The sequence below is a fragment of the Burkholderia sp. NLJ2 genome, assembly GCF_049487195.1.
Lineage (GTDB): Bacteria > Pseudomonadota > Gammaproteobacteria > Burkholderiales > Burkholderiaceae > Burkholderia > Burkholderia pyrrocinia.
On the sequence record NZ_CP137808.1, the window covers coordinates 1,451,968 to 1,471,683 of the forward strand.

17 protein-coding genes and 2 tRNA genes are annotated in these 19,716 nt (G+C 65.2%); 9 read left to right on the forward strand and 10 right to left on the reverse strand.

The annotated features are described in order from the left end of the window. The first annotated feature begins 229 nt into the window (after positions 1-229). On the forward strand, positions 230-1,744 hold the full coding sequence (ppx, locus tag R9B84_RS06700; RefSeq protein ID WP_047900359.1) for an exopolyphosphatase: 1,515 nt from the start codon (positions 230-232) through the stop codon (positions 1,742-1,744). An 87-nt stretch (positions 1,745-1,831) separates the two neighbouring features. Here ppx and R9B84_RS06705 read toward each other — a convergent pair whose 3' ends face one another. Further along, positions 1,832-2,266: a hypothetical protein gene (locus R9B84_RS06705; RefSeq protein WP_423759683.1), complete on the reverse strand. Its 435-nt coding sequence runs from the start codon at positions 2,264-2,266 to the stop codon at positions 1,832-1,834. Positions 2,267-2,895: 629 nt separating this feature from the next. On the opposite strand from R9B84_RS06705, the gene R9B84_RS06710 reads away from it, so the two are divergent. Together R9B84_RS06710 and R9B84_RS06715 are read left to right on the forward strand one after the other, a co-directional pair. Then, positions 2,896-3,933, forward strand: a complete 1,038-nt coding sequence (locus R9B84_RS06710) for a T6SS immunity protein Tli4 family protein (RefSeq protein WP_423759684.1) — start codon at positions 2,896-2,898, stop codon at positions 3,931-3,933. 12 nt (positions 3,934-3,945) lie between these two features. Beyond that, the gene (locus R9B84_RS06715; protein WP_423759685.1) at positions 3,946-4,218 is read left to right on the forward strand and encodes a PAAR domain-containing protein; all 273 of its coding nucleotides are present in this window, start codon (positions 3,946-3,948) and stop codon (positions 4,216-4,218) included. 372 nt (positions 4,219-4,590) lie between these two features. Here R9B84_RS06715 and R9B84_RS06720 read toward each other — a convergent pair. Continuing rightward, positions 4,591-4,667: transfer RNA gene (locus R9B84_RS06720), tRNA-Pro, on the reverse strand. Between the two features lie 161 nt (positions 4,668-4,828). Here R9B84_RS06720 and sixA point away from each other — a divergent pair. Together sixA and R9B84_RS06730 are read left to right on the forward strand one after the other, a co-directional pair. Continuing rightward, positions 4,829-5,290: a phosphohistidine phosphatase SixA gene (sixA, locus tag R9B84_RS06725; RefSeq protein ID WP_423759686.1), complete on the forward strand. Its 462-nt coding sequence runs from the start codon at positions 4,829-4,831 to the stop codon at positions 5,288-5,290. Positions 5,291-5,460: 170 nt separating this feature from the next. Next, complete coding sequence (locus R9B84_RS06730; RefSeq protein ID WP_423759687.1) at positions 5,461-6,267, forward strand: GNAT family N-acetyltransferase; 807 nt, start codon at positions 5,461-5,463, stop codon at positions 6,265-6,267. 213 nt (positions 6,268-6,480) lie between these two features. Here R9B84_RS06730 and R9B84_RS06735 read toward each other — a convergent pair whose 3' ends face one another. Beyond that, complete coding sequence (locus tag R9B84_RS06735; protein WP_167347844.1) at positions 6,481-6,651, reverse strand: hypothetical protein; 171 nt, start codon at positions 6,649-6,651, stop codon at positions 6,481-6,483. 134 nt (positions 6,652-6,785) lie between these two features. Between R9B84_RS06735 and R9B84_RS06740 the strand changes: the two genes are divergently transcribed. Further along, positions 6,786-6,962: a hypothetical protein gene (locus tag R9B84_RS06740; protein ID WP_174380016.1), complete on the forward strand. Its 177-nt coding sequence runs from the start codon at positions 6,786-6,788 to the stop codon at positions 6,960-6,962. 19 nt (positions 6,963-6,981) lie between these two features. On the opposite strand, the gene R9B84_RS06745 is transcribed toward R9B84_RS06740, so the two are convergent. The 5 genes from R9B84_RS06745 to R9B84_RS06765 form a co-directional block, all read right to left on the reverse strand. Then, positions 6,982-8,361 (reverse strand): MATE family efflux transporter, encoded by a 1,380-nt coding sequence (locus tag R9B84_RS06745; protein ID WP_423759688.1) that lies wholly within the window; start codon positions 8,359-8,361, stop codon positions 6,982-6,984. 10 nt (positions 8,362-8,371) lie between these two features. Next, positions 8,372-8,695 (reverse strand): DUF2288 domain-containing protein, encoded by a 324-nt coding sequence (locus R9B84_RS06750; protein WP_047900368.1) that lies wholly within the window; start codon positions 8,693-8,695, stop codon positions 8,372-8,374. A gap of 73 nt (positions 8,696-8,768) precedes the next feature. Continuing rightward, positions 8,769-10,388: an acyl-CoA synthetase gene (locus R9B84_RS06755; RefSeq protein ID WP_423759689.1), complete on the reverse strand. Its 1,620-nt coding sequence runs from the start codon at positions 10,386-10,388 to the stop codon at positions 8,769-8,771. Between the two features lie 366 nt (positions 10,389-10,754). Next, complete coding sequence (locus R9B84_RS06760) at positions 10,755-11,456, reverse strand: peptidoglycan DD-metalloendopeptidase family protein (protein ID WP_423759690.1); 702 nt, start codon at positions 11,454-11,456, stop codon at positions 10,755-10,757. 133 nt (positions 11,457-11,589) lie between these two features. Then, positions 11,590-12,501: an aldose epimerase gene (locus tag R9B84_RS06765; RefSeq protein WP_423759691.1), complete on the reverse strand. Its 912-nt coding sequence runs from the start codon at positions 12,499-12,501 to the stop codon at positions 11,590-11,592. A 478-nt stretch (positions 12,502-12,979) separates the two neighbouring features. On the opposite strand from R9B84_RS06765, the gene R9B84_RS06770 reads away from it, so the two are divergent. Further along, positions 12,980-13,810 (forward strand): undecaprenyl-diphosphate phosphatase, encoded by an 831-nt coding sequence (locus R9B84_RS06770; RefSeq protein ID WP_021157259.1) that lies wholly within the window; start codon positions 12,980-12,982, stop codon positions 13,808-13,810. Positions 13,811-13,988: 178 nt separating this feature from the next. Further along, positions 13,989-14,065, forward strand: a tRNA-Arg gene (locus R9B84_RS06775). A gap of 36 nt (positions 14,066-14,101) precedes the next feature. Here the strand turns inward: R9B84_RS06775 and glmS are convergent. Together glmS and R9B84_RS06785 are read right to left on the reverse strand one after the other, a co-directional pair. Then, on the reverse strand, positions 14,102-15,919 hold the full coding sequence (gene glmS / locus R9B84_RS06780) for a glutamine--fructose-6-phosphate transaminase (isomerizing) (protein ID WP_423759692.1): 1,818 nt from the start codon (positions 15,917-15,919) through the stop codon (positions 14,102-14,104). Between the two features lie 48 nt (positions 15,920-15,967). After that, positions 15,968-17,053 carry a hypothetical protein gene (locus R9B84_RS06785; RefSeq protein ID WP_423759693.1) on the reverse strand — a complete coding sequence of 362 codons (1,086 nt, stop codon included), beginning with the start codon at positions 17,051-17,053 and terminating at the stop codon, positions 15,968-15,970. 1,321 nt (positions 17,054-18,374) lie between these two features. Between R9B84_RS06785 and wecB the strand changes: the two genes are divergently transcribed. Next, on the forward strand, positions 18,375-19,592 hold the full coding sequence (gene wecB, locus R9B84_RS06790; protein ID WP_423759694.1) for a non-hydrolyzing UDP-N-acetylglucosamine 2-epimerase: 1,218 nt from the start codon (positions 18,375-18,377) through the stop codon (positions 19,590-19,592). The last annotated feature ends 124 nt before the right edge of the window (positions 19,593-19,716 follow it).

A 19,716-nucleotide genomic window follows, 5' to 3' on the forward strand; every position in this document is an offset into this window, starting at 1 on the left:
CTCTCACGGTACGATGACGTGCTGATGACGATAATGGTTTTATATCGGCAAATTCTACGCTGTAACCGATTTGTCTCATAAATGTTTCGGCTATATGCAATCGAGCAGTGTGTATGCCCGTGAAGCGTGGTAACGGCAAGCGTTCCACGCTTAAAATGTCGCCTTTGATTGATCGCCCCGTGTTGCCGGACCGGCTGCCGCGGGGGAACGCGCACGGAGCCCCATTCTGATGGTTACAACCCCCCACTTGCTGGCTGCCGTGGATCTCGGCTCGAACAGCTTCCGGCTGATCGTCGGTCGCGTCGAGGAAACGCCGGCGGGCAGCCAGATCTATCCCGTCGATGCGCTGCGCGAGCCCGTTCGGCTGGCCGCCGGCCTGTCGAGCGACAAGATGCTCGATCGCGCGTCGCAGGAGCGTGGCTGGGAGGCGCTCAAGCGGTTCGGCGAGCGCCTGCGCGATTTCCATCCCGATCATGTGCGCGCGGTGGCGACCAACACGCTGCGCGTCGCGAAGAACGCGGCCGAATTTCTCGGCGAAGCCGAAGCGGCGCTCGGTTTCCCGATCGAAGTGATCGCGGGCCGCGAAGAAGCGCGGCTGATCTATGCAGGCGCCGCGCACTCGGTGCCGGCGAGCGCCGGCAAGCGGCTCGTCGTCGACATCGGCGGCGGCTCGACCGAATTCATCATCGGCTCGCACTACACGCCGATCGTGATGGAGAGTCTCTATATCGGCTGCGTGAGCCACAGCCGCGCGTTCTTTCCGGCCGGCAACGTCGACGAATACACGATGCGGCAGGCCGAACTCGCGGCCAAGCGCGAGATCCAGATCATTTCGAGCGAGTACAAGAAGGCCGGGTGGGACCAGGCGATCGGTTCATCCGGCACCGCGCGGGCGCTCGCGGAGCTCGTCGAGGCGAACGGCTTCAATGATTCGGGCATCACGCACGGCATTTCGCGCGGCGGCCTCGAGCGCCTGAAGCGCGCGCTGATCAAGGCGGAGAACGTCAACCGGCTGAAGCTGATCGCGCTGAAGCCCGACCGCGTGCCGGTGCTCGCGGGCGGCCTCGCGATCATGCTCGCGGTGTTCGAGGAACTCGGCGTCGACTATGTCGATACGACCGACGGTGCGCTGCGTCTCGGCGTGCTGTACGACTTGCTCGGCCGGACGCAGCACGAAGACATGCGCGCGGTGACCGTCGAGGGCTTCACGCGCCGCTACGGCGTCGATCGTGCGCAGGCCGAGCGAATCGGCGCGCTCGCGGCGCGTTTCTACGACGAACTCGATGAAGCCGACGACGAGGCGCGCGAGGAAGGCCGGATGTTCCTCGGCTGGGCGGCCGCGTTGCACGAGATCGGCCTGTCGATCTCGCACAGCGCGTATCACAAGCATTCGGCCTATATCGCGAGCAACGCGGACATGCCGGGTTTTTCGCGCACGGACCAGGCGCGGCTCGCCGCGCTCGTGCTCGGTCACGCAGGCAAGCTCGGCAAGCTGTCGCAGGCGCGCGACGTCGAGTGGCCGCTGCTGTTCTGCCTGCGGCTTGCGGCACTGCTGTGCCGGCGCCGGACCGATGCGGGGCTGCCGGACATCTCCGTTTCGCAGATGAAGAAGGGCGGGTATGAAGTGCGCCTGCCGAGCGCGTGGGTCGAGCAGAACCCGTTGACCGACTACAGCCTCAGCCAGGAGGCTGCCGAGTGGGAGAAGGTCGGTATCCCGTATCGCGTGGTGTATACCGGCGCATAAATGGTCGATTGAGGGGCCTGGAAGGGCCGGGCGGGATCGGTGTGGCGGCACCCCCTTGGCGGGCCGCCTGATCGCGCTGACGCCCGCTCAATCCGACGAACAGACGATCGCGGTCAGGAACGGAAACGCCTGTTTGACGGTCGCGTCGCTGCCGGCCTTGCGCACGGCTTCCTCCACCGAACTCTTCGTGCCGCGCACGACGACGCCGTACGCCCAGTCGCCGATCGGCGTGCCGTCGCCCAGACGGAAGATCGGGTCGTTCGCCTGGTAACCGAGCACGACATAGACGCCGAAGCCGTACGCCGTCAGCGAGCGGTTCGTGCGGAACGCGTTGACCGAGTTCGATTCGACGTGCATCGGCTCCGACTGGATGTCGCCGGCGGCAAGCAGCGGCGCGACGAACTTGTGGCCGGTCGAATGACAGTCGAGCGCGTCGTCGAGCGCCTTGGCGGATGCGGTGCCGGCGGTCGCAAGCGCGAGCAGCGATGCGCAGAGGGCGGTGTTGAGAAAGTTGTTTTTCATGCGCGGATGCGGATTGTTCACGCGCATTATCGCGTGTTCCCGGAAGTGTCGCGCGCGGGCTGCGGGCCACGGTTGGCATGCGTGTGTCGTCGGCAGCCCGACTTGCGGTCGCGATCCGCAGTGCCTGCAGTTGAAGCGACGCGACGTGGGCGTTCGGATGCGGCAGAGGCCGGCGCGTTGTCGAATCGACGCCCCAATTGATCCCTGCAATGAATCGGAGTGCCGCGAACCGGGCGGTTGCTTCACGGATCCAGAAACGGAAAAGAGGCTGCGGCATTAACCGTAACCACTTGATTCCTTTAGTCGGCGCGAAAGGATTCGAACCTTCGACCCTCTGATCCCACATCGGGTGTTTTTGAGGTTCAAAAGGTCGCGAAGTTACCCAACGCGGCGACGGTGCCTGATCCGGATAAGAACGGCATTATTCCGGGTGATGGTACGGTGCCCGCATGGTCAGCAGAAGCGCCGGCGTGACCTGAAGCCGGGGGTAAAGGACGATCCGGCCCAAGGTGTGCAATTGGCGTTTCTGCAGGGGGCTACGATCACCAAGGGAGCTATGACCATCCATGGACCCGATGGACATTACTCTACAGCATTGTACAGATCGCGCAGGATGCGCCGGAGCCGTCATGTTGAAGGGTTTACAGAAGTTCCTATTGTTTGTGGTGGGCATGTGCGCCTGTACGACTGTGTTTTCCGGGGAACCGACGATGACTAATTCCTTGCTATCCAAGCCGCGCCCGTGGTGTATCGGCCGTTTCGTATTCGACCGGCCAGCGGCGAGCGAGATTTCGAATCAGCGATATGAGTTTCGAGGGGAGAAGTTGACAACCCAGTACAACGTCTCGTCGGCGACATACCAAGCTGAAATTGCTGCGCGGGAAAAAGATCTGCAGACTAAGCGGCGCGTTAATCCGGTCAACTTGAAAGAAAAGACAGGTCTCGCATGGTTGGAGAAGGCTTTTTCGCCGCTACCAAATTCTCGGGTTTTTGTATTTGAAGACGCAGTGGCAAAGGTCGAAAAACTTCCTTTTGAAACTGAGGGTTACGTTTTCGTTGATGAAAGAGTGGTCCGCACGAAGGGGATGATCGGTGCAACTGCTATTGATCGAGCGGAGGAAATCTATAACGACACGATTCGTCGTATTAAGGCGCGAGACAACTGGGCGATTCCCGCCGAATCGGGATTCTGCTTCGACGGCGGGATTGTCACGGGTTCATCGACCTATACCGAGGAAGTTAGCCAGTCGTTCGCATTGATGCCGGGCCGACCGGCGTTACTGGTTGTTCAGATGCGTGATGCTGTGGGTTCGAATCAGAAAGAGTCACTGACTAAGACGTTGCCACAGTTACGTGCGCAGATGGACCGGATGTCCGGCCATTATCGAATCCTGCGACAGGGCAAGCGAACGGTTGCAGGGATGGATGCCGAGGAAGTGTTGTTCGAACTGAAGGAAGGCGACATCACCTCGTTCCGCTTTTATCTACTTGCGCCGGGCGATTCGAGCACGCTGGCGAAGCCGCATACGGCTATTCAATTGCTGCTTGGCGCGAGCAGTCCCGACTTGAAGCCGGAAGAGGCAACATCGCCGGTAGATGAGGCAGGGGCGCTGCAAACGTGGGATGCGCTCTTGAACAGTTTACGGTTGAGACCGGGCGCTGTCTGAGCGGAGAGCCGTATGAAGCGCTATGACATCGTGAAAGGCGACACGACGATGCAGGGTGGTGACGGACAAGACATTCTGCACGACCGCGAACAAGCGTATGAACTCGATCCGGTGTGGTGCCCGGTGTGCAAGACACTCGGCGTGATCGAGTGCGACGGCCCACGTCATTCGAGCACCGGACCGGATGGTCGACAGTCGGCGTTAAGTGACGACATCTGCCGATGCGCATGTCCAGCGCCGCCGAAGCTGGTGGCGTCGCAGTCGGTATCGTATGTCGACGTGTGAGAAGAGGGGATACGTTCCGGAACAGTCTTCAGCTTAGGCCGGATGCTGTCTGATTGAGCGGGACTGATGCGACGGTACAACCTTGAGAAGGGCGACAAAACAAACGGTAGGCGGAATTGCCCAGGCGGGGGACAGTACCGACCAGATCAGCGGGCGCGAACAACGGCGTCATGTAGTTCTCCGTACCCGACACTGGGCCGATGTCGTGATGCTGGAAGCCCCACCATTTTGGTTTATTGGTAGCGAGGCGCTGAGGTGGAATCGCCTGCCATCGGGTGTAGTTCCCTTATGGGAATCGAACCAGATGGTAGCAATGCCCCGGCGGCGCGCCAAAGAAAAAGGGGTTAGCTTTCGCTAACCCCTTGATTCCTTTGGTCGGAGCGATAGGATTCGAACCTACGACCCTCTGATCCCAAATCAGATGCGCTACCAGGCTGCGCTACGCTCCGACGAGCCAAAGATTGTATCGTTGAATTACCGATTTGGTCAATCGCGATATGCGGAAAAATGCCGCGACGGTGAACCGGCCGCGATTTGCGACAATTCGCACGATGATCGGCCGGCCCGGACGCACATGCGCGCGGGCGCTTGCCGAAGCAAGGAGAACATCATGATGAACCTGATCCTGTGGCGCCACGCCGAAGCCGAAGACTACGCGACGAGCGATCTCGCGCGCCAACTGACCGTCCGTGGCCGCAAGGACGCGCAGGCGATGGCCAAATGGCTGCGTGGCCGGCTCGAGACGAACGCCGTGATCCTCGCGAGCCCGGCGGCACGCACCGTGCAGACCGCCGAGGCGCTGACCGACCAGTATCGGACCGTCGACGCGCTCGCGCCGGGCGGCAGCGTCGACGAGGTGCTGGCGGCGGCCGGCTGGCCGGAAGGCATCGCGCCGACGGTCGTCATCGTCGGGCACCAGCCGACGCTCGGCAGCGTCGCCGCGCAACTGATCGCCGACAGCGACGATAGCTGGAGCATCAAGAAGGGCGGAATCGTGTGGCTCGCGAGCCGCACGCGTGATGGCAGCAGGCAGGCCGTGCTGCGAGCGGTATTGACGCCAGACCTGGCGTGAGGCCGGCCAGAAGGGGGTTGGAGGGATTGATCAGACGGTTTCGCAGGCTTTCTGCTAAAGTCAATTCGGCGACACGTCATTGAAAGGACACGGTCGTGCCACATAACGGTCACGGCCGATTACTACATTGGCGGGCATGTCGTCCTATTCCTTACGACCAGGAAAGCCTAATGCGAGAACTGCCGACGCCTACGCTCCCCTTTGCCTCGCTGCCCCTCGATACGTCGCGGCGCCACCTGCCGCGCGCTGCTGAAACCGTCACATCGGAGTATCGCCTGCGCGCCGCGTGGGCGCGCACGGAAGACGAATTGCGCGAAGCGCAGCGCCTGCGTTACAGCGTGTTCGCCGAAGAGATGGGCGCGCACGTCAGCGGCCCCTCCGGTCTCGACGTCGATCCGTTCGACGCGTACTGCGACCACCTGCTGGTTCGCGATCTTGATACGCTGAAGGTCGTCGGCACGTATCGCGTGCTGCCGCCGCACCAGGCGGCGCGTGTCGGCCGCCTGTACGCCGAAGGCGAATTCGACCTGTCGCGCCTCACGCACCTGCGCGGCAAGATGGTCGAGGTCGGCCGCTCGTGCGTGCACAGCGACTACCGCAGCGGCGCCGTCATCATGGCGCTGTGGGGTGGCCTCGGCGCGTACATGATGCAGAACGGCTACGAGACGATGCTCGGTTGTGCGAGCGTGTCGATGGCCGACGGCGGCCACTATGCGGCGAACCTGTACCAGTCGCTGTCGGCGAGCTCGCTGACGGCGCCCGAGTACCGCGCATTCCCGCACACGGCACTGCCGGTCGACGAACTGCAGACGGGCACCGTCGTGGCGCCGCCGCCGCTGATCAAGGGTTACCTGCGTCTCGGCGCGAAGATCTGCGGCGCGCCGGCCTGGGATCCCGACTTCAACTGCGCGGATTTCCTGACGCTGTTCCGGCTGTCGGACATCAACGCGCGCTACGCCCGCCACTTCCTGGGCTGAGCCGTCTGAATCGCGTCGCACCCGTTCCGGACGCACACAAGCGAACGCCGTCGCGCGGCAGCCTGCCGCGCGACGGCGTTCGTGCATTCAGTCAACGTGCTGCGTGTATCCGGCCCTGTTAATTTCGACGAAACGCGGTTCCTGCCGTGCCACGGGATGGCACGTTCACGAACGGCCCGGGTTCGACACTGGCCGGACGGCGGGGCGGCTCGCTCAGTGCTTGCGCCGCCAGTCGAGCAGGTGGTGTTCCGCCATCCAGTGGTGGATCATCCCTTCACCGTCATGGCTCCGCTTGTATTCGCGTGCCTCGAAGTACGACAGCGCGACCAGCACCATCAGACCGATGAACAGACCGATCAGGCCCGCAATTTCCTCAGACGACATGGCAGCCTCCTTTCCTCGGCACAGCGCCATGCGTACATAGTAGGACATGCGCAGCGCGACCCCGAAACCGGATTTCCGCTAGACTCGGCGCGGTCCTGGCGCGATGGGCGCGCCGATTTCCGGAGCCATATCCGATGCCCCGTTTCATGCTGGCCGTGCTGGCCGCAGCGCTTCTCGCCGGCTGCACCAGCGATCCTCGTCAGGCCCGCCGCGGCCACCCGCCGGAAGATCCGGCCGACTATCACGGCGTGCCGACCGACATGACGCCGCCGTCGATGCTCGACGCACCGCCGCCGAAGCCCGTGCAGTAAAGGGCGGCCTGGCCGGCCGTCAGGCGCGTGCCGCGGGTGCGGCGTGCGCGTCGGTGCCAATGCGCCGCAGCAGCCCCGGCAGGTAGCGCGCGAGCGTCGCGCCGCGCGCGGCCATGAACAGCAGCAGCGCGAACCAGAGGCCGTGATTGCCGAACGTGCCGACGGCGGCGAGCGTGGCCGCGATGAAGATCGAGAACGACACGACCATCGCGCGCATCAGCGATTGCGTCTGCGTGGCGCCGATGAACACGCCGTCAAGCAGGAAGCCCCAGACGGACACGATCGGCGAGATCGCGGCCCACGGCAGGTAGCGCAGCGCGACCGCGCGGATCTCCGCCTGATCGGTCAGGCGCGCGACGATCCAGCCGCCGGCGGCCCAGTAAACCAGCGCGAACAGCAGCGCGCCGAGCGCCGACCAGAACAGCGTGACGCGTACGGCTTGCCGGAATGCGTTGCGGTCGCGCGCGCCGGCCGCCGCGCCGACGAGCGCCTCGGCCGCATGCGCGAAACCGTCGAGGCCGTACGCCATGAAGGTCTGGAAATTCAGCAGCAGCGCGTTCGCCGCGAGCGTCGCATCGCCCTGTTTCGCGCCGAGGTGCGCGAACCAGCCGAATGCGCCGAGCAGGCACAGCGTGCGCAGGAAGATGTCGCGATTGAGTACGATCAGCCGCTTGAGCGCCACGCGGTCGGCGAGCGCACGGGCGGCAATCGGCCCGAGGCCGCGCGGGCGCAGCCGCCACAGCATCCACGCGCCGAGCGCGAAGCCGCACGCGTCCGCGGTGGCGGTCGCGGCGCCGATGCCGGCGATGCCCCAGCCGAAGCCATACACGTAGAGCAGCACGGCGCCGATGTTCGTCGCGTTGATGAACACCTGCGCGACGAGCGCAAGCCGGACCCGTTGCACGCCGAGCAGGTAGCCGAGCACGACGTAGTTCGCGAGCGCGAACGGTGCGCTCCAGATCCGCGCGTGGCTGTATGCGAGCGCCGTCGCGCGGACGGCATCGCTGCCGCCGAGCGCGGTCAGCGCGAACGACAGCAGCGGCACCTGCAGCGCGAGCACCGCGGCGCCGAGCGCGAACGAGACGATCAGCGCACGCAACAGGTTCAGGCGGATGCCGGCATCATCGCCGGCGCCGTGCGCCTGCGCGACGAGGCCGGTTGTTCCCATCCGCAGGAAGCCGAAGCCCCAGAACACGAAATTGAAGAACAGCCCGCCGAGCGCGACGCCGCCGAGATACTGCGCGCCGTCGAGGTGGCCGGCGACGGCCGTGTCGACGGCACCGAGGATCGGCTGGGTCAGGTTCGCAAGGACGATCGGGAAGGCGAGCGCGAGGACGCGCCGGTGCGTGACGGTGGCCGAGCCGGTGCCGGCCCCGTGCGGTAACGCGGATTCGGACATGGCGGACGCGTCAGGCGCGTTCCTGCACGCAGACCCACGGCGATACGACGACCGCCCACAGCTCCGGGTTGCGCGCCGCGTAGTCGGCGGCGGTCTCGGCCGGCATGCGCGCGACGAGGCCGGCCGACAGCCAGCGCGTGACCTGTTCGGCTTCGTCGCCGGCGATCGCTTCCGCGACGCTGACGAGATCGAGGTCGCGCGCGACGGACAGCAGCTTGCCCTGCGCGAAGAAGCGCTCGAGATCGCACCAGTCGATCTTGGCGGTCTCGCCGAGGAGTTTGGCGTAGAGCGGGCTGTGCGACGCGCCCGTGGCGGATTGGTGTTCGGAGGACATCGGTTTCTTGGAAAGACTGCGTGGCGCCACTATAAACCATCCGGCCGGGCGGGCCGAGCGGGCGGTGGGCGGCTCACGCGTCGCGCAGCGCGCGGCGCACGATCTTGCCGGTGGCGGTCATCGGCAGGCTGTCGACGAACGCGATCGCGCGCGGATACTCGTGCGCGGCGAGCCGCGTGCGCACATGTGCCTGCAACGCGCTGACGAGCGCGTCGTCGCCGACATGGCCGGGGTTCAGCACGACGAACGCCTTGACGATCTCGGTGCGCGTCGCGTCGGGGACGCCGACGACGGCTGCCATCCGCACCGCCGGATGCGTGAGCAGGCAGTCCTCGATCGGGCCCGGGCCGATCCGGTAGCCGGCGCTCGTGATCACGTCGTCGTCGCGGCCGACGAAGCGCACGAAGCCGTCGGCGTCGATCGTGCCCGTATCGCCGGTGAGCAGGTAGTCGCCCGCGAACTTGTCGCGTGTCGCGCCGGGATTGCGCCAGTATTCAACGAACATCACCGGGTCGGGGCGGCGCACCGCGATGCGTCCTTCGACGCCGGGCGGCAGCGGCGTGCCGTCCGCGTCGACGATCGCGACCGCATGACCGGGCACGGCCTTGCCGATCGCACCCGGCTGCGCATCGAACAGTGCCGCGCACGACGACAGCACCATGTTGCACTCGGTTTGCCCGTAGAACTCGTTGATCGTCACGCCGAGCGCGTCGCGTCCCCACGCCGTCAGCTCGGTGCCGAGCGATTCGCCACCGCTCGCGACCGATTTCAGCGACAGCGCGTACCGTTCGCGCGGCCGCTCCACGACGCGCATCAGCTTCAGCGCGGTGGGCGGCAGGAACGCGTGCGTGACGCCGTGCCGAGCCATCAGCGCGAACGCCGCGTCGCCGTCGAATTTCTCGAAACGGCGGGCGAGCACGGGCACGCCGTGATGCCAGGACGGCAGCAGCACGTCGAGCAGGCCGCCGATCCACGCCCAGTCGGCCGGCGTCCAGAACAGGCGCGCGTCGCGCGGGAAGCATTGCTGCGACATCTCGACGCCCGGCAGGTGGCCCAGCAGCACGCGATGCGCGTGCAGCGCACCTTTCGGTTTGCCGGTCGTGCCGGACGTGTAGATGATCACTGCCGGATCGTCGGCGGCCGTATCGACCGGCACGAAGTCGGGCGTTTCGGCGGCGAGCGCTGCGTCGTAGCGCAGCACGCCCGGCGCGTCGGGTCCATCGTCGCCGATGCAGTAGACGGTATGCAGTGCCGGCAGTTGCGCGCGCAACGGCGCGATTTTCGCGTAGCCGGCCGCGTCGGTGACGAGTGCGGATGCTTCGCTGTTCGCGAGCCGGTATTCCAGCGCATCGACGCCGAACAGCGTGAAGAGCGGCACCGCAATCGCGCCGAGCTTGTACGCGGCGAGATGCGCAATGGCCGTTTCGGGGCCTTGCGCGAGAAAGATGGCGATCCGGTCGCCGCGCCGCAGGCCGGCGCGCGCAAAGCTGTTCGCGAGCCGGTTAGAAGCATTCTTCAGATCGTCGAACGTGATGCGGAACACGTCGCCTTGCGCCGTTTCGTGGATCAGCGCGAGGCGCCCGCTGCCGTCGGCCCATTTGTCGCAGACGTCCACGCCGATGTTGTAGCGGGCCGGAACGGCCCACCGGAAGCGGGAGAGCAGGTCATCGTAGCGGTCGGCGGCGGGCAGCATCGCGGGTCTCCTGGGTGTCGAACGTGGCGTCGGGCGAACGGCTTACATCAGGGTTTCACGCAGACGAATCCACAATGGTGTCTGCGGATAGGGAATGTTCGGGCTCGTCCGATCGCGGCGGCTCAGTGCACGATTTCACAATGACGCATAAGATCACGACACAACAGTGATAGGACCATGGATTTGCTTCTGATTGCTGCGGGGTTCAGCCTGATCGGAATCGGCGTGCTGGTGGCGTTTGCCCGCCACGTCGATCCGCTGTCCGGCCGGTTTACCGGCCGTCTGCGCAAGCGCTGATTCAACCTTCCCGATTTTGCCCGAGACGGCACGCGATGCGCACCGCATCGCGTGCCGGCTGTCGCGCGTTCAGCGCGCCGGCAGGTAGCGTGACGGATCGATCGAGCGGCCGCCGTAGCGCAATTCGAAATGCAGCGCGACGCGATCGCTGTCGCTGTTGCCCATTTCCGCGATCGATTGCCCCTGCGTGACCGACTGGCCTTCCTTCACCAGCAGCGCGCGATTGTGCGCGTATGCGGTCAGGTAGTCGGCGTTGTGCTTCAGGATGATCAGGTTGCCGTAGCCGCGCAGCCCGTTACCCGCGTAGACCACGACGCCCGGCGCGGCCGCAATCACCGGCGTGCCCGGCGAGTTCGCGATGTCGATACCCTTGGATTTCGAGCCGTCGAACGTGCGGACCACATTGCCGGCCGCCGGCCAGACCAGCGAAATGCTCGAGGCCGGCTTGACGGCCGATTCGACCGGCGCGGAAGGCGCGGGGCGGGCGCGGCCCGCGCTGCCGGTGCCGGTGGTCGACGGCGTCGATGCGGTGGTCGTGCCGGGCGGCGGCGCGACGCGCAACACCTGGCCGACTTCGATCGCATCGGGGTTCGTCATCTGGTTCCAGCGCACGATGTTCTGTACCGACGTGCGGTTGTCGCGCGCGATCTTGTAGAGCGTGTCGCCGCGCTCGACGCGGTAGAACCCGGGGCCGACAGGCGCGGAGCCGCACGCGACGAGCAAGGCGGCGCAGGCGGCTGCGAAGAGTCGCTTCGTTGTTGTTCCGAACATTGAACCTCGCAAAACCCTGCCGCGCACGACGCGACAGGCAACACAAAACGTCCGATTTTAACGGGTTCGACCCGTGCACCGCAGTTTGGGGCCTTGGTCGAGGCTATCGCGCACCTTGTTGGCGCGCCCGTTGTCAGCCTGCGAGCGGGATCACGCGGATTCGCAGCGTGGCCGTTTCGGTCGCGCCCGGCGCGAGCATGCGCAGCCCGAGGCCGTTGTGGATCGCATCCGGCAGACCGAGCCACGGCTCGACGCAGTAGAAGTCCGACTCCGGTTTTTCGGTCCAGGTCGTGACTGTGTACCACGGGATCGATCCCGGCACGTCGAGCGCGATCTCGATCGTGCGGCGGCGGCCCGGCATCACGATGCGCACCGGCGTCGACGGCTGGCCGTCGAGGCAGTGGAAGCGATCGAGAATGTCCGGATTGTCGAGGCGGTAACGGGCTTCGCCCGGCTCGGGCGTGCTGATCGAACCGTCCGCGCGCTGCGCGCAGCGGCGCGTGGGCGGCAGCTCGAGCGTGGTTTCGGCGCGTTCGCCGTGCGGCAACGCGAAATAGAAGTGGTGGCCGGCGTAGTAGGGCAGCGGCGTGTCGCCGCGATTGGTCGTCGTGAGCGCGACTTCGAGCGTGTGCGCGTCGGCCAGCCGGTAGGTCGTTTCGAACCGGAAATCGAACGGGTAGCTCGCGCGCAGCGCGTCGTTCGCGTCGAGCGTCATCGACAAGGCGGCGCCGTCGGCCGACGGGTGCGCGGCGAACGGCAGATCGCGCGCGAAGCCATGCATCGGCAGGTCGCGGACCACGCCGGCCGCATCGCGCCAGCGGCCGAGTTCGCCGTCGACGCGGTGGCGACCGAGGAACGGGAACAGCAGCGGGTTGCCGCCGCGCACGCGCGCGAGGTTGCTCCAGTCGGCCGTTTCCGGCCAGAAGATGACCGGTTCGCCGTCGACGTGCCATGACAGCAGGCGGCCGCCGAATTGCGGGGCGACCCGGACGAGCGACGGGCCGGCGTGAAGTTCGTGAATGTCGTGTTGCTGGAAGGTCGGCATGGCGAATCGGGTTGGGCGGGTGGACGGGACACGGCGCGCTCCATTATCGGGCCGCGGCCGGTCGGGGAAAACCCTTCTGGGGAAATTGCGAGTTTTTAACATTGTCAGCGGTCTGGATAATGCGTCTAAACCGGTGATGTTGCCGGGTCATGACACTTCGTGGAGGGGCCATGGATCTGGCAATGGCAATGGGTATCGCCCTGTTCGGCATGTTCACCGGCAGCACGGTATTATTTTTCTATCAGCTCGGCCGCTGACGGCAATTACTGCCGAAGTCGAAAGGCCCGCCATGCAAATGGCGGGCTTTTTGCTTTCTGTGCGCTTACAAATTGCAAGCGTTTGTGTGCAATGCCGCAATATCCGGCCAAATGCCTTGGCGCAGTAATCCTGGCTCGGCATAATCGGGGCGCGTTTTTTCGGACGCGCATCGCGTGGTCCGTCTTTCTTCCCGCTTAATCTTCACTAAAAGGACCGACGCGTGAGTCTCTGGTTTCTGGTATTCCTGAGCGTCCTGCAGGGCGTCACCGAACTCTTCCCCGTCAGCAGCCTGGGCCATACGCTGCTCGTGCCGGCGCTGTTCGGCATGCATATCGACAAGCACGCGCCGCAACTGCTGCCGTTCCTCGTCGCGCTCCACCTCGGCACCGCGCTGGCGCTGCTGTGGTACTTCCGCGCGCGCTGGATCGCGCTGATCGGCGGCTTCTTCGCGCAGCTCGGCGGCCGCAAGAACGACGACGGGCACCTGATGTGGGCGCTGATCATCGGGACGATCCCGACCGGCATCGTCGGGCTGCTCCTCGAGAAGCGCATCGAACGCGTGTTTCACGACTTGCGGATCGTCGCGATCGCGCTGATCGTGAACGGCGTGCTGCTGTGGCTCGGCGATCGCATCCAGCGCAGCCGCGCGCATCAGGCGCCCGAGAAGATGACGTTCAAGCAGGCGTTCTTCGTGGGCCTCGCGCAGATCGGCGCGCTGATTCCGGGCTTCTCGCGCAGCGGGCTGACGATGATCGCCGGCAATGCCGCCGGGTTGACGGCGGAGAAGGCGGCGGAGTTCTCGTTCCTGCTCGGCACGCCGATCATCTTCGCGGCGGGCGTGCTCGAACTGCCGAAGCTGTTCCATGCGCGCGACCAGCTCGCCGATGCGCTGCTCGGCGGCGTGCTGACGGCAATCGCCGCGTACCTGAGCGTGCGGTTCCTGATGCGCTATTTCGAAGGGCGCGGCCGGCTCGCGTCGTTCGGCGTGTATTGCGTGATCGCCGGCGTGTTCTGTCTCGGCTGGTTCATGCTGCATCCGCAGCCGGTTTGATGCCGCGATAGCCGCTCTCGCGTGATGTGATGCGATGATCGGGTATAATTTCGGGCTCGGTTTCATGCCGGGCCCGTTTTGTTTCGGGGCGTTGAGTTGGGTGGCGGTGCAGTTGCTGCTGTTACTCAAAGCCCCGTGCCCAATGCGGTCCGCGTCAGGCCGTGTCTTTTCTCCTCGACCGCCCTTAGCTCAGTTGGATAGAGCAACGGCCTTCTAAGCCGTAGGTCACACGTTCGAATCGTGTAGGGCGGGCCAGTCAGATCCGTTGAAGACCTTCGCGGGCCAACCCCATCACTCCACCGTCACCGATTTAGCCAGGTTCCTCGGCTTGTCGATATCCGCGCCGCGCAAACACGCCGCGTGATACGCAAGCAGCTGCAACGGCACCACATGCAGGATCGGCGACAACAGCCCGTAGTAATCCGGCATCCGCAGCACCGACACGCCTTCGCTATTGTCTATCCGCGTATCGGCATCGGCGAATACGTAAAGCTGCCCGCCGCGCGCCCTCACTTCCTGCATGTTCGACTTCAGTTTTTCGAGCAGCGCGTCGTTCGGTGCGATCGTCGCGACGGGCATCGTGTGGGTCACGAGCGCCAGCGGCCCGTGCTTCAGCTCGCCCGCCGGATACGCTTCCGCATGGATATACGAAATCTCCTTCAGCTTCAGCGCGCCTTCGAGCGCGATCGGGTAATGCAGCCCGCGCCCGAGAAACAGCGCATTTTCGTGTTGCGCAAATTCCGCCGCCCAGCGCTTGATTTGCGGCTCCAGCCCGAGCACGTCTTCGAGCGCGCCGGGCAGCCGCCGCAACTGCGTCGAATAGCGCGCGAGCTGCGCGTTGTCGACATAGCCGCGCAGCCGCCCGAGCGTCACGGCGAGGATGAACAGCGCGACGAGCTGCGTCGTGAACGCCTTGGTCGACGCGACGCCGATTTCCGGGCCGGCCCGCGTCAGGAACCGCAGGCCGGTCTGACGCATCATCGCGCTGGTCGGAACGTTGCAGATCGCCAGCGTGTCGATATGGCCGAGCGCCTGTGCGTACTTGAGCGCGGCGAGCGTGTCGGCGGTCTCGCCGGATTGCGACACGCTTACCACGAGCGTGTTCGGTGTCGCGAGCGCGTCGCTGTAACGGTATTCGCTCGCGATCTCGACCTGCGCCGGCACGCGTGCGATCGTTTCGAGCCAGCGGCGCGCGGTCAGTCCGGAATAGTGACTCGTGCCGCACGCGAGAATCAGCACGTTGTCGATCTGCTCGAACGCCCGCGCGGCGTCCGGGCCGAATATCGCCGGATCGAACAGCCCTGCATCCGGGATGGTCGCAGCCACGGACTGCGGTTGCTCGAAAATCTCCTTCTGCATGAAGTGCCGGTACGGCCCGAGTTCGACCACGCCCTGTGCAGAGGAGACGGTCTGGACCGCACGCTCGACCGGTGTGCCGCAGCGATCGAGCACGCGCACGCCGCCCGGCGTCAACTCGACGATGTCGCCTTCCTCGAGAAAGATGAAGCGGTCAGTGATGCCGGCGAGCGCGAGCGCGTCGGACGCGAGAAAGCATTCGCCGTCCTTCACGCCGACAACGAGCGGTGAGCCGACCCGCGCGCCGATCAGCCGCTGCGGCTCGTGTTTGCTGAACACTGCGATCGCGTAGGCGCCGTGAAGCTGAGACGTCGCGTCTCGCACGGCGGCGAGAAGATCGCCGCGATACTTGCTGTGGATCAGGTGGGCGACGACTTCGGTGTCGGTCTGTCCGTCGAATTCGTAGTGCTCGTCTGAAAGTTGCTTGCGCAACGTTTCGTGATTCTCGATGATGCCGTTGTGCACGAGTGCGATTTCATCGCGCGAGAAGATCGGATGTGCGTTGCAGGTTGCAGGAGCACCATGCGTTGCCCAGCGCGTATGCGCGATGCCGGTGCTGCCGGTCAGGCCGGCGCTGCGCACGTGTGCGTCGAGATCGGCGACACGCGACACGCTGCGCTCGCGACGCGCCTGGCCGTTGACGACCGTTGCGACGCCGCATGAATCGTAGCCGCGATATTCGAGGCGGCGCAAACCTTCAATCAGAATCGGGACGATGTCCCGTTGCGCGACCGCGCCGACGATGCCACACATGACACGTCTCCTTCCTGTTCAATCATCATGGACCGCGCGCACCTTGTGTCATCGCGACGCGGTTGCCGTTGCCGACGCCGTCGTGAATCCGCATCGAGCGGGCGCGACGGGATCAGCCGTCCGGCTTTCGAATGCCAGATAAAGCGACTCCTCCAGTACGTTCCAGTGCGTGCCGTGGCGGTACGGGCCCGATCGCGCATGCCAGCAGGCGACCGTGCTCCAGTCGTTCATCCTGAACGCGATCAACGCGATCAAGCCCCACGGAAAATCGGTGCCGGCAAGTTGCAGCCAGGTCTTGCCGTATTTCTGCATCCACTGCGCATAGATCGTCTCGCTGGATCGTTCGGGAACCTGAATGCCGGAAAGGAGCGGGAAGATCTGTGCGACTTTCGCCGGATAAAAGCTCGTGTCGGCGATTCGCTGCGTGCTGGCGCGAAAGCCGGATTGCGCGCCACGCCAGAACACCTTCAGGATCGCCGACGCGAGCCGGTCGGCACGCTGGCTCCACGGGCCCGCGTGTGTGTAGTCGGCGCGCCGGACGTAGTACGCCGCGATCGCCTGGAACGCGCTGTGTACCTCGACGTTGTCCATCAGCAGCGCGACGTGCTGCGACGATGAGGTCTCGTAGACGCCGGCAGGCTTGTCGAGCAGGGTGTCCAGATGCGTGCCTGCGCGGTTCAGGCTGAGTTCCCATGTCGCGGGCATGCCGTCGGGTGGCGCGAAGCGGGCGAGCAGTTCGATCCACGTCGCCATCATCGCGTCGTCGGCGTCCGCTTCGGCGCATGCGCTGTACTGGCCGTTCTTCACACAGTAGCGATCGAAGCCGCCGCCCGGACGCTGGCGCGGCAGCAGCCATGCGATCCAGGCGAGCGCGGCCTGATGCGCGTCGAGTTGCGCGTCGGAGGCGGCGAGCAGTGCCTTCGCCGCGAAATAAGGATCGACGCCGGCGCCGTTCACGCGCACGGTGATCGCTCCGTCAGGGCGTTGGTACTGTCCGTTGAGCTGGAGTTCGGCGGCGCCCGCGTGCAGCGCGAAGCCGGTCGCAGCCACACAGCACAAGACGCGCCACAGGCGGCGCAGCCGGCCGGCGGCCGCGCGTACGCGGGCGGCCGGGAAAAGCGCGGGCCGGTTCATGGTCGGGGGCTCCTGCGCGGTGTTCCTTCGCAATCGTCGCCGGGCGCGGCGTTGGTCGCGTCGCGCCGGGCGAGCGTGTCGACGTTGTGGCTCAGTGCACCCGGACGCGGGTGAGCTTGAGGCTGGTGCCGCCACTCGCGCTCGCGAGCGGGTTCGTCGCATGAGCGCTTGAACGCGGCCCGCGGATCGCGCGGATATCAACGGGAAGCGGCGGCGAGTTCGCCGCGCAGGGACGGATGTCTTTCGCCCCACGCGGACGCGTCGCCGCCCGGTTGATTGCTTTGGCGTCCGGGTCTGTCCGCTGTCGTGCAAGCGTTGCGGGACGCACTTGTCCTGAATTAAGCAAGGCGTGAGCCATCGGCCGCGATGCCTCGTGCAGCAAGGGGCGGGGGGGCCGGCTTCGAGAGCGGTCCGGGTGGCGGCTGCGTGTTTTGATTCACCGGCGAATCAGTTTTCGCGCAAGCGTCGCGACCGCGCGCGGTCGGCGTCGCGGCGCGCACGCGTCATGCGACGAGCGATTTGTCCGCCGAACCCGTGCCGCCTTGCCGGGCGCGGCTTTGCATTGTCGGTGCGTCGCCGTCGTTCGTTGCGTGTGCATCGCCGGGACGGCGGGTTAGTCCCGGCCGCCACATGGTCCGAATGGACCGGACTCCGATGTAATCGCCATGTGCCGGAACTTCGTTACAGATTCGCAACATTTCGCATCCTTCGATTCGTACGACGCGACAGACGCTGCGTGTCGGGGAAACCCTTCGTGCATGACCGTGTCCGGCAGTCGATTGCATACCGTTCGCTGCACAGACAAAAGTTGCAAATCGAGACGACATAAAGCGTTTCGAAAGATGCGTGATGTTCGATCCGTAATCCGCACGCGACGTGAATTCGCCATTCATCGGACGACGTCGTCGGACGGATCGCGCGAACGGCCGGAGGTTTGTGCGTATCGCGCTCGCCCGGCGATACAGCGCTCGTAGCAGTTGTGAAACATTCCGCTACGCACGGCATGTACGCAGTGTGTGCGGCGCGAACCGGACCCGGTCGCAGGGCGGCTGGTTTGATTATTGCTGTAGTGGAAGTGGCGTGACGAACAGACGTGACGCTCGACGCAGCGAGGAACGACACATGACGTGACGGATCAAGTGCAACGGGACGCCGGTATTACGACGATTCGCGTGGCCCAGACCGCGCGGACAGGACGGCGCGCTCGCTCCGCGACACAGCGACGTGTGGACCGCGTGCGAGTACGGGAGGCGCCGCCTGAATACATGCTTTGCGCCACTTACGGGGTCGTTCGGTGCAAGGAGGCTAAACGAGGATATCGATGAAAAAGATCTTGCTTGTGTTCGGGACTCGGCCGGAGGCCATCAAAATGGCGCCGCTGGTGCGTGCGCTGAAGGCGCAAACGGGTGTCGACGCCAGGGTATGCGTGACCGCGCAGCATCGTGAAATGCTCGATCAGGTGCTGACGCTGTTCGACATCAAGCCAGACTACGATCTCAACCTGATGCGGCAAAGCCAGACGCTGACCGACGTGACGACCGGCATTCTTCAGGAGATCGGCGTGGTCTTCGACGAATTGCGTCCGGACGTCGTGCTGGTGCACGGCGATACGACGACCACGCTCGCGGTCAGTCTCGCGGCGTTCTACCGCTATCTGCCGGTCGGGCACGTGGAGGCCGGTTTGCGCAGCGGCGACGTCTGGTCGCCGTGGCCGGAGGAACTGAATCGCCGCGTGACCGACGCGGTATCGTCGTGGCATTTCGCGCCGACCGGGAAGGCACGCGACAACCTGCTCAGCGAGGGCGTGCCGGGGGGCGGGGTCGTGCTGACCGGCAATACCGTGATCGATGCGTTGCAGGAGGTCAAGCGCATGCTGGACCACAACGCCGAGCTTACGGAAAAGGTTGCCGCGAATTTTCCGTTTCTCGAACCGTCGCGGCGCGTGGTGCTCATCACCGGCCATCGCCGCGAGAGCTTCGGCGAGCCGTTTCAGAATTTTTGCGAGGCGTTGTGCACGCTCGCGGAACGCTATCGCGACGCGCAGTTCGTCTATCCGCTGCACATGAATCCGAACGTGCGGGAGCCGGCGCGTGCGCGGCTCGGTGGCGTGCCGAACATATACCTGATCGAACCGCAGGAATATCTGTCGTTCGTATTCCTGATGTCGCGCGCGCATTTCATCATCACCGATTCGGGCGGCATTCAGGAGGAAGGGCCGGCGCTGGGCAAGCCGGTGCTTGTCACGCGCGATACGACGGAGCGGCCTGAAGCGATCCAGGCAGGCACCGCGCGGCTCGTTGGCACCGATCAGGAGCGGATCGTCTGGGAGGCGTCGCGGCTGTTCGACAGCGACAGTGCATACGAGGAGATGTCGCGCGCGAGCAATCCATATGGCGACGGCCACGCGAGCGAGCGGATCGTTCGCGCGCTGATGCGTACGCCGGGGGTGACCACGAAGACGACGAGCTTTTCGATGGGGGCCGCGGAGATGCCGTATAACGCGCTCACGCTGGGGTTGCAGGCGTTGCGCTCGCGTTGAACGTGGCGGTGCGGCAGAGTCCGGACCGTTCGATGCGATCGTGAGAGGGGCCGTCCGGCCGGGAGGCCGGCCGGACCTTCGCATTTGCGCGACCACGCCGGACCGGCATGTTTCGCGCGTGATC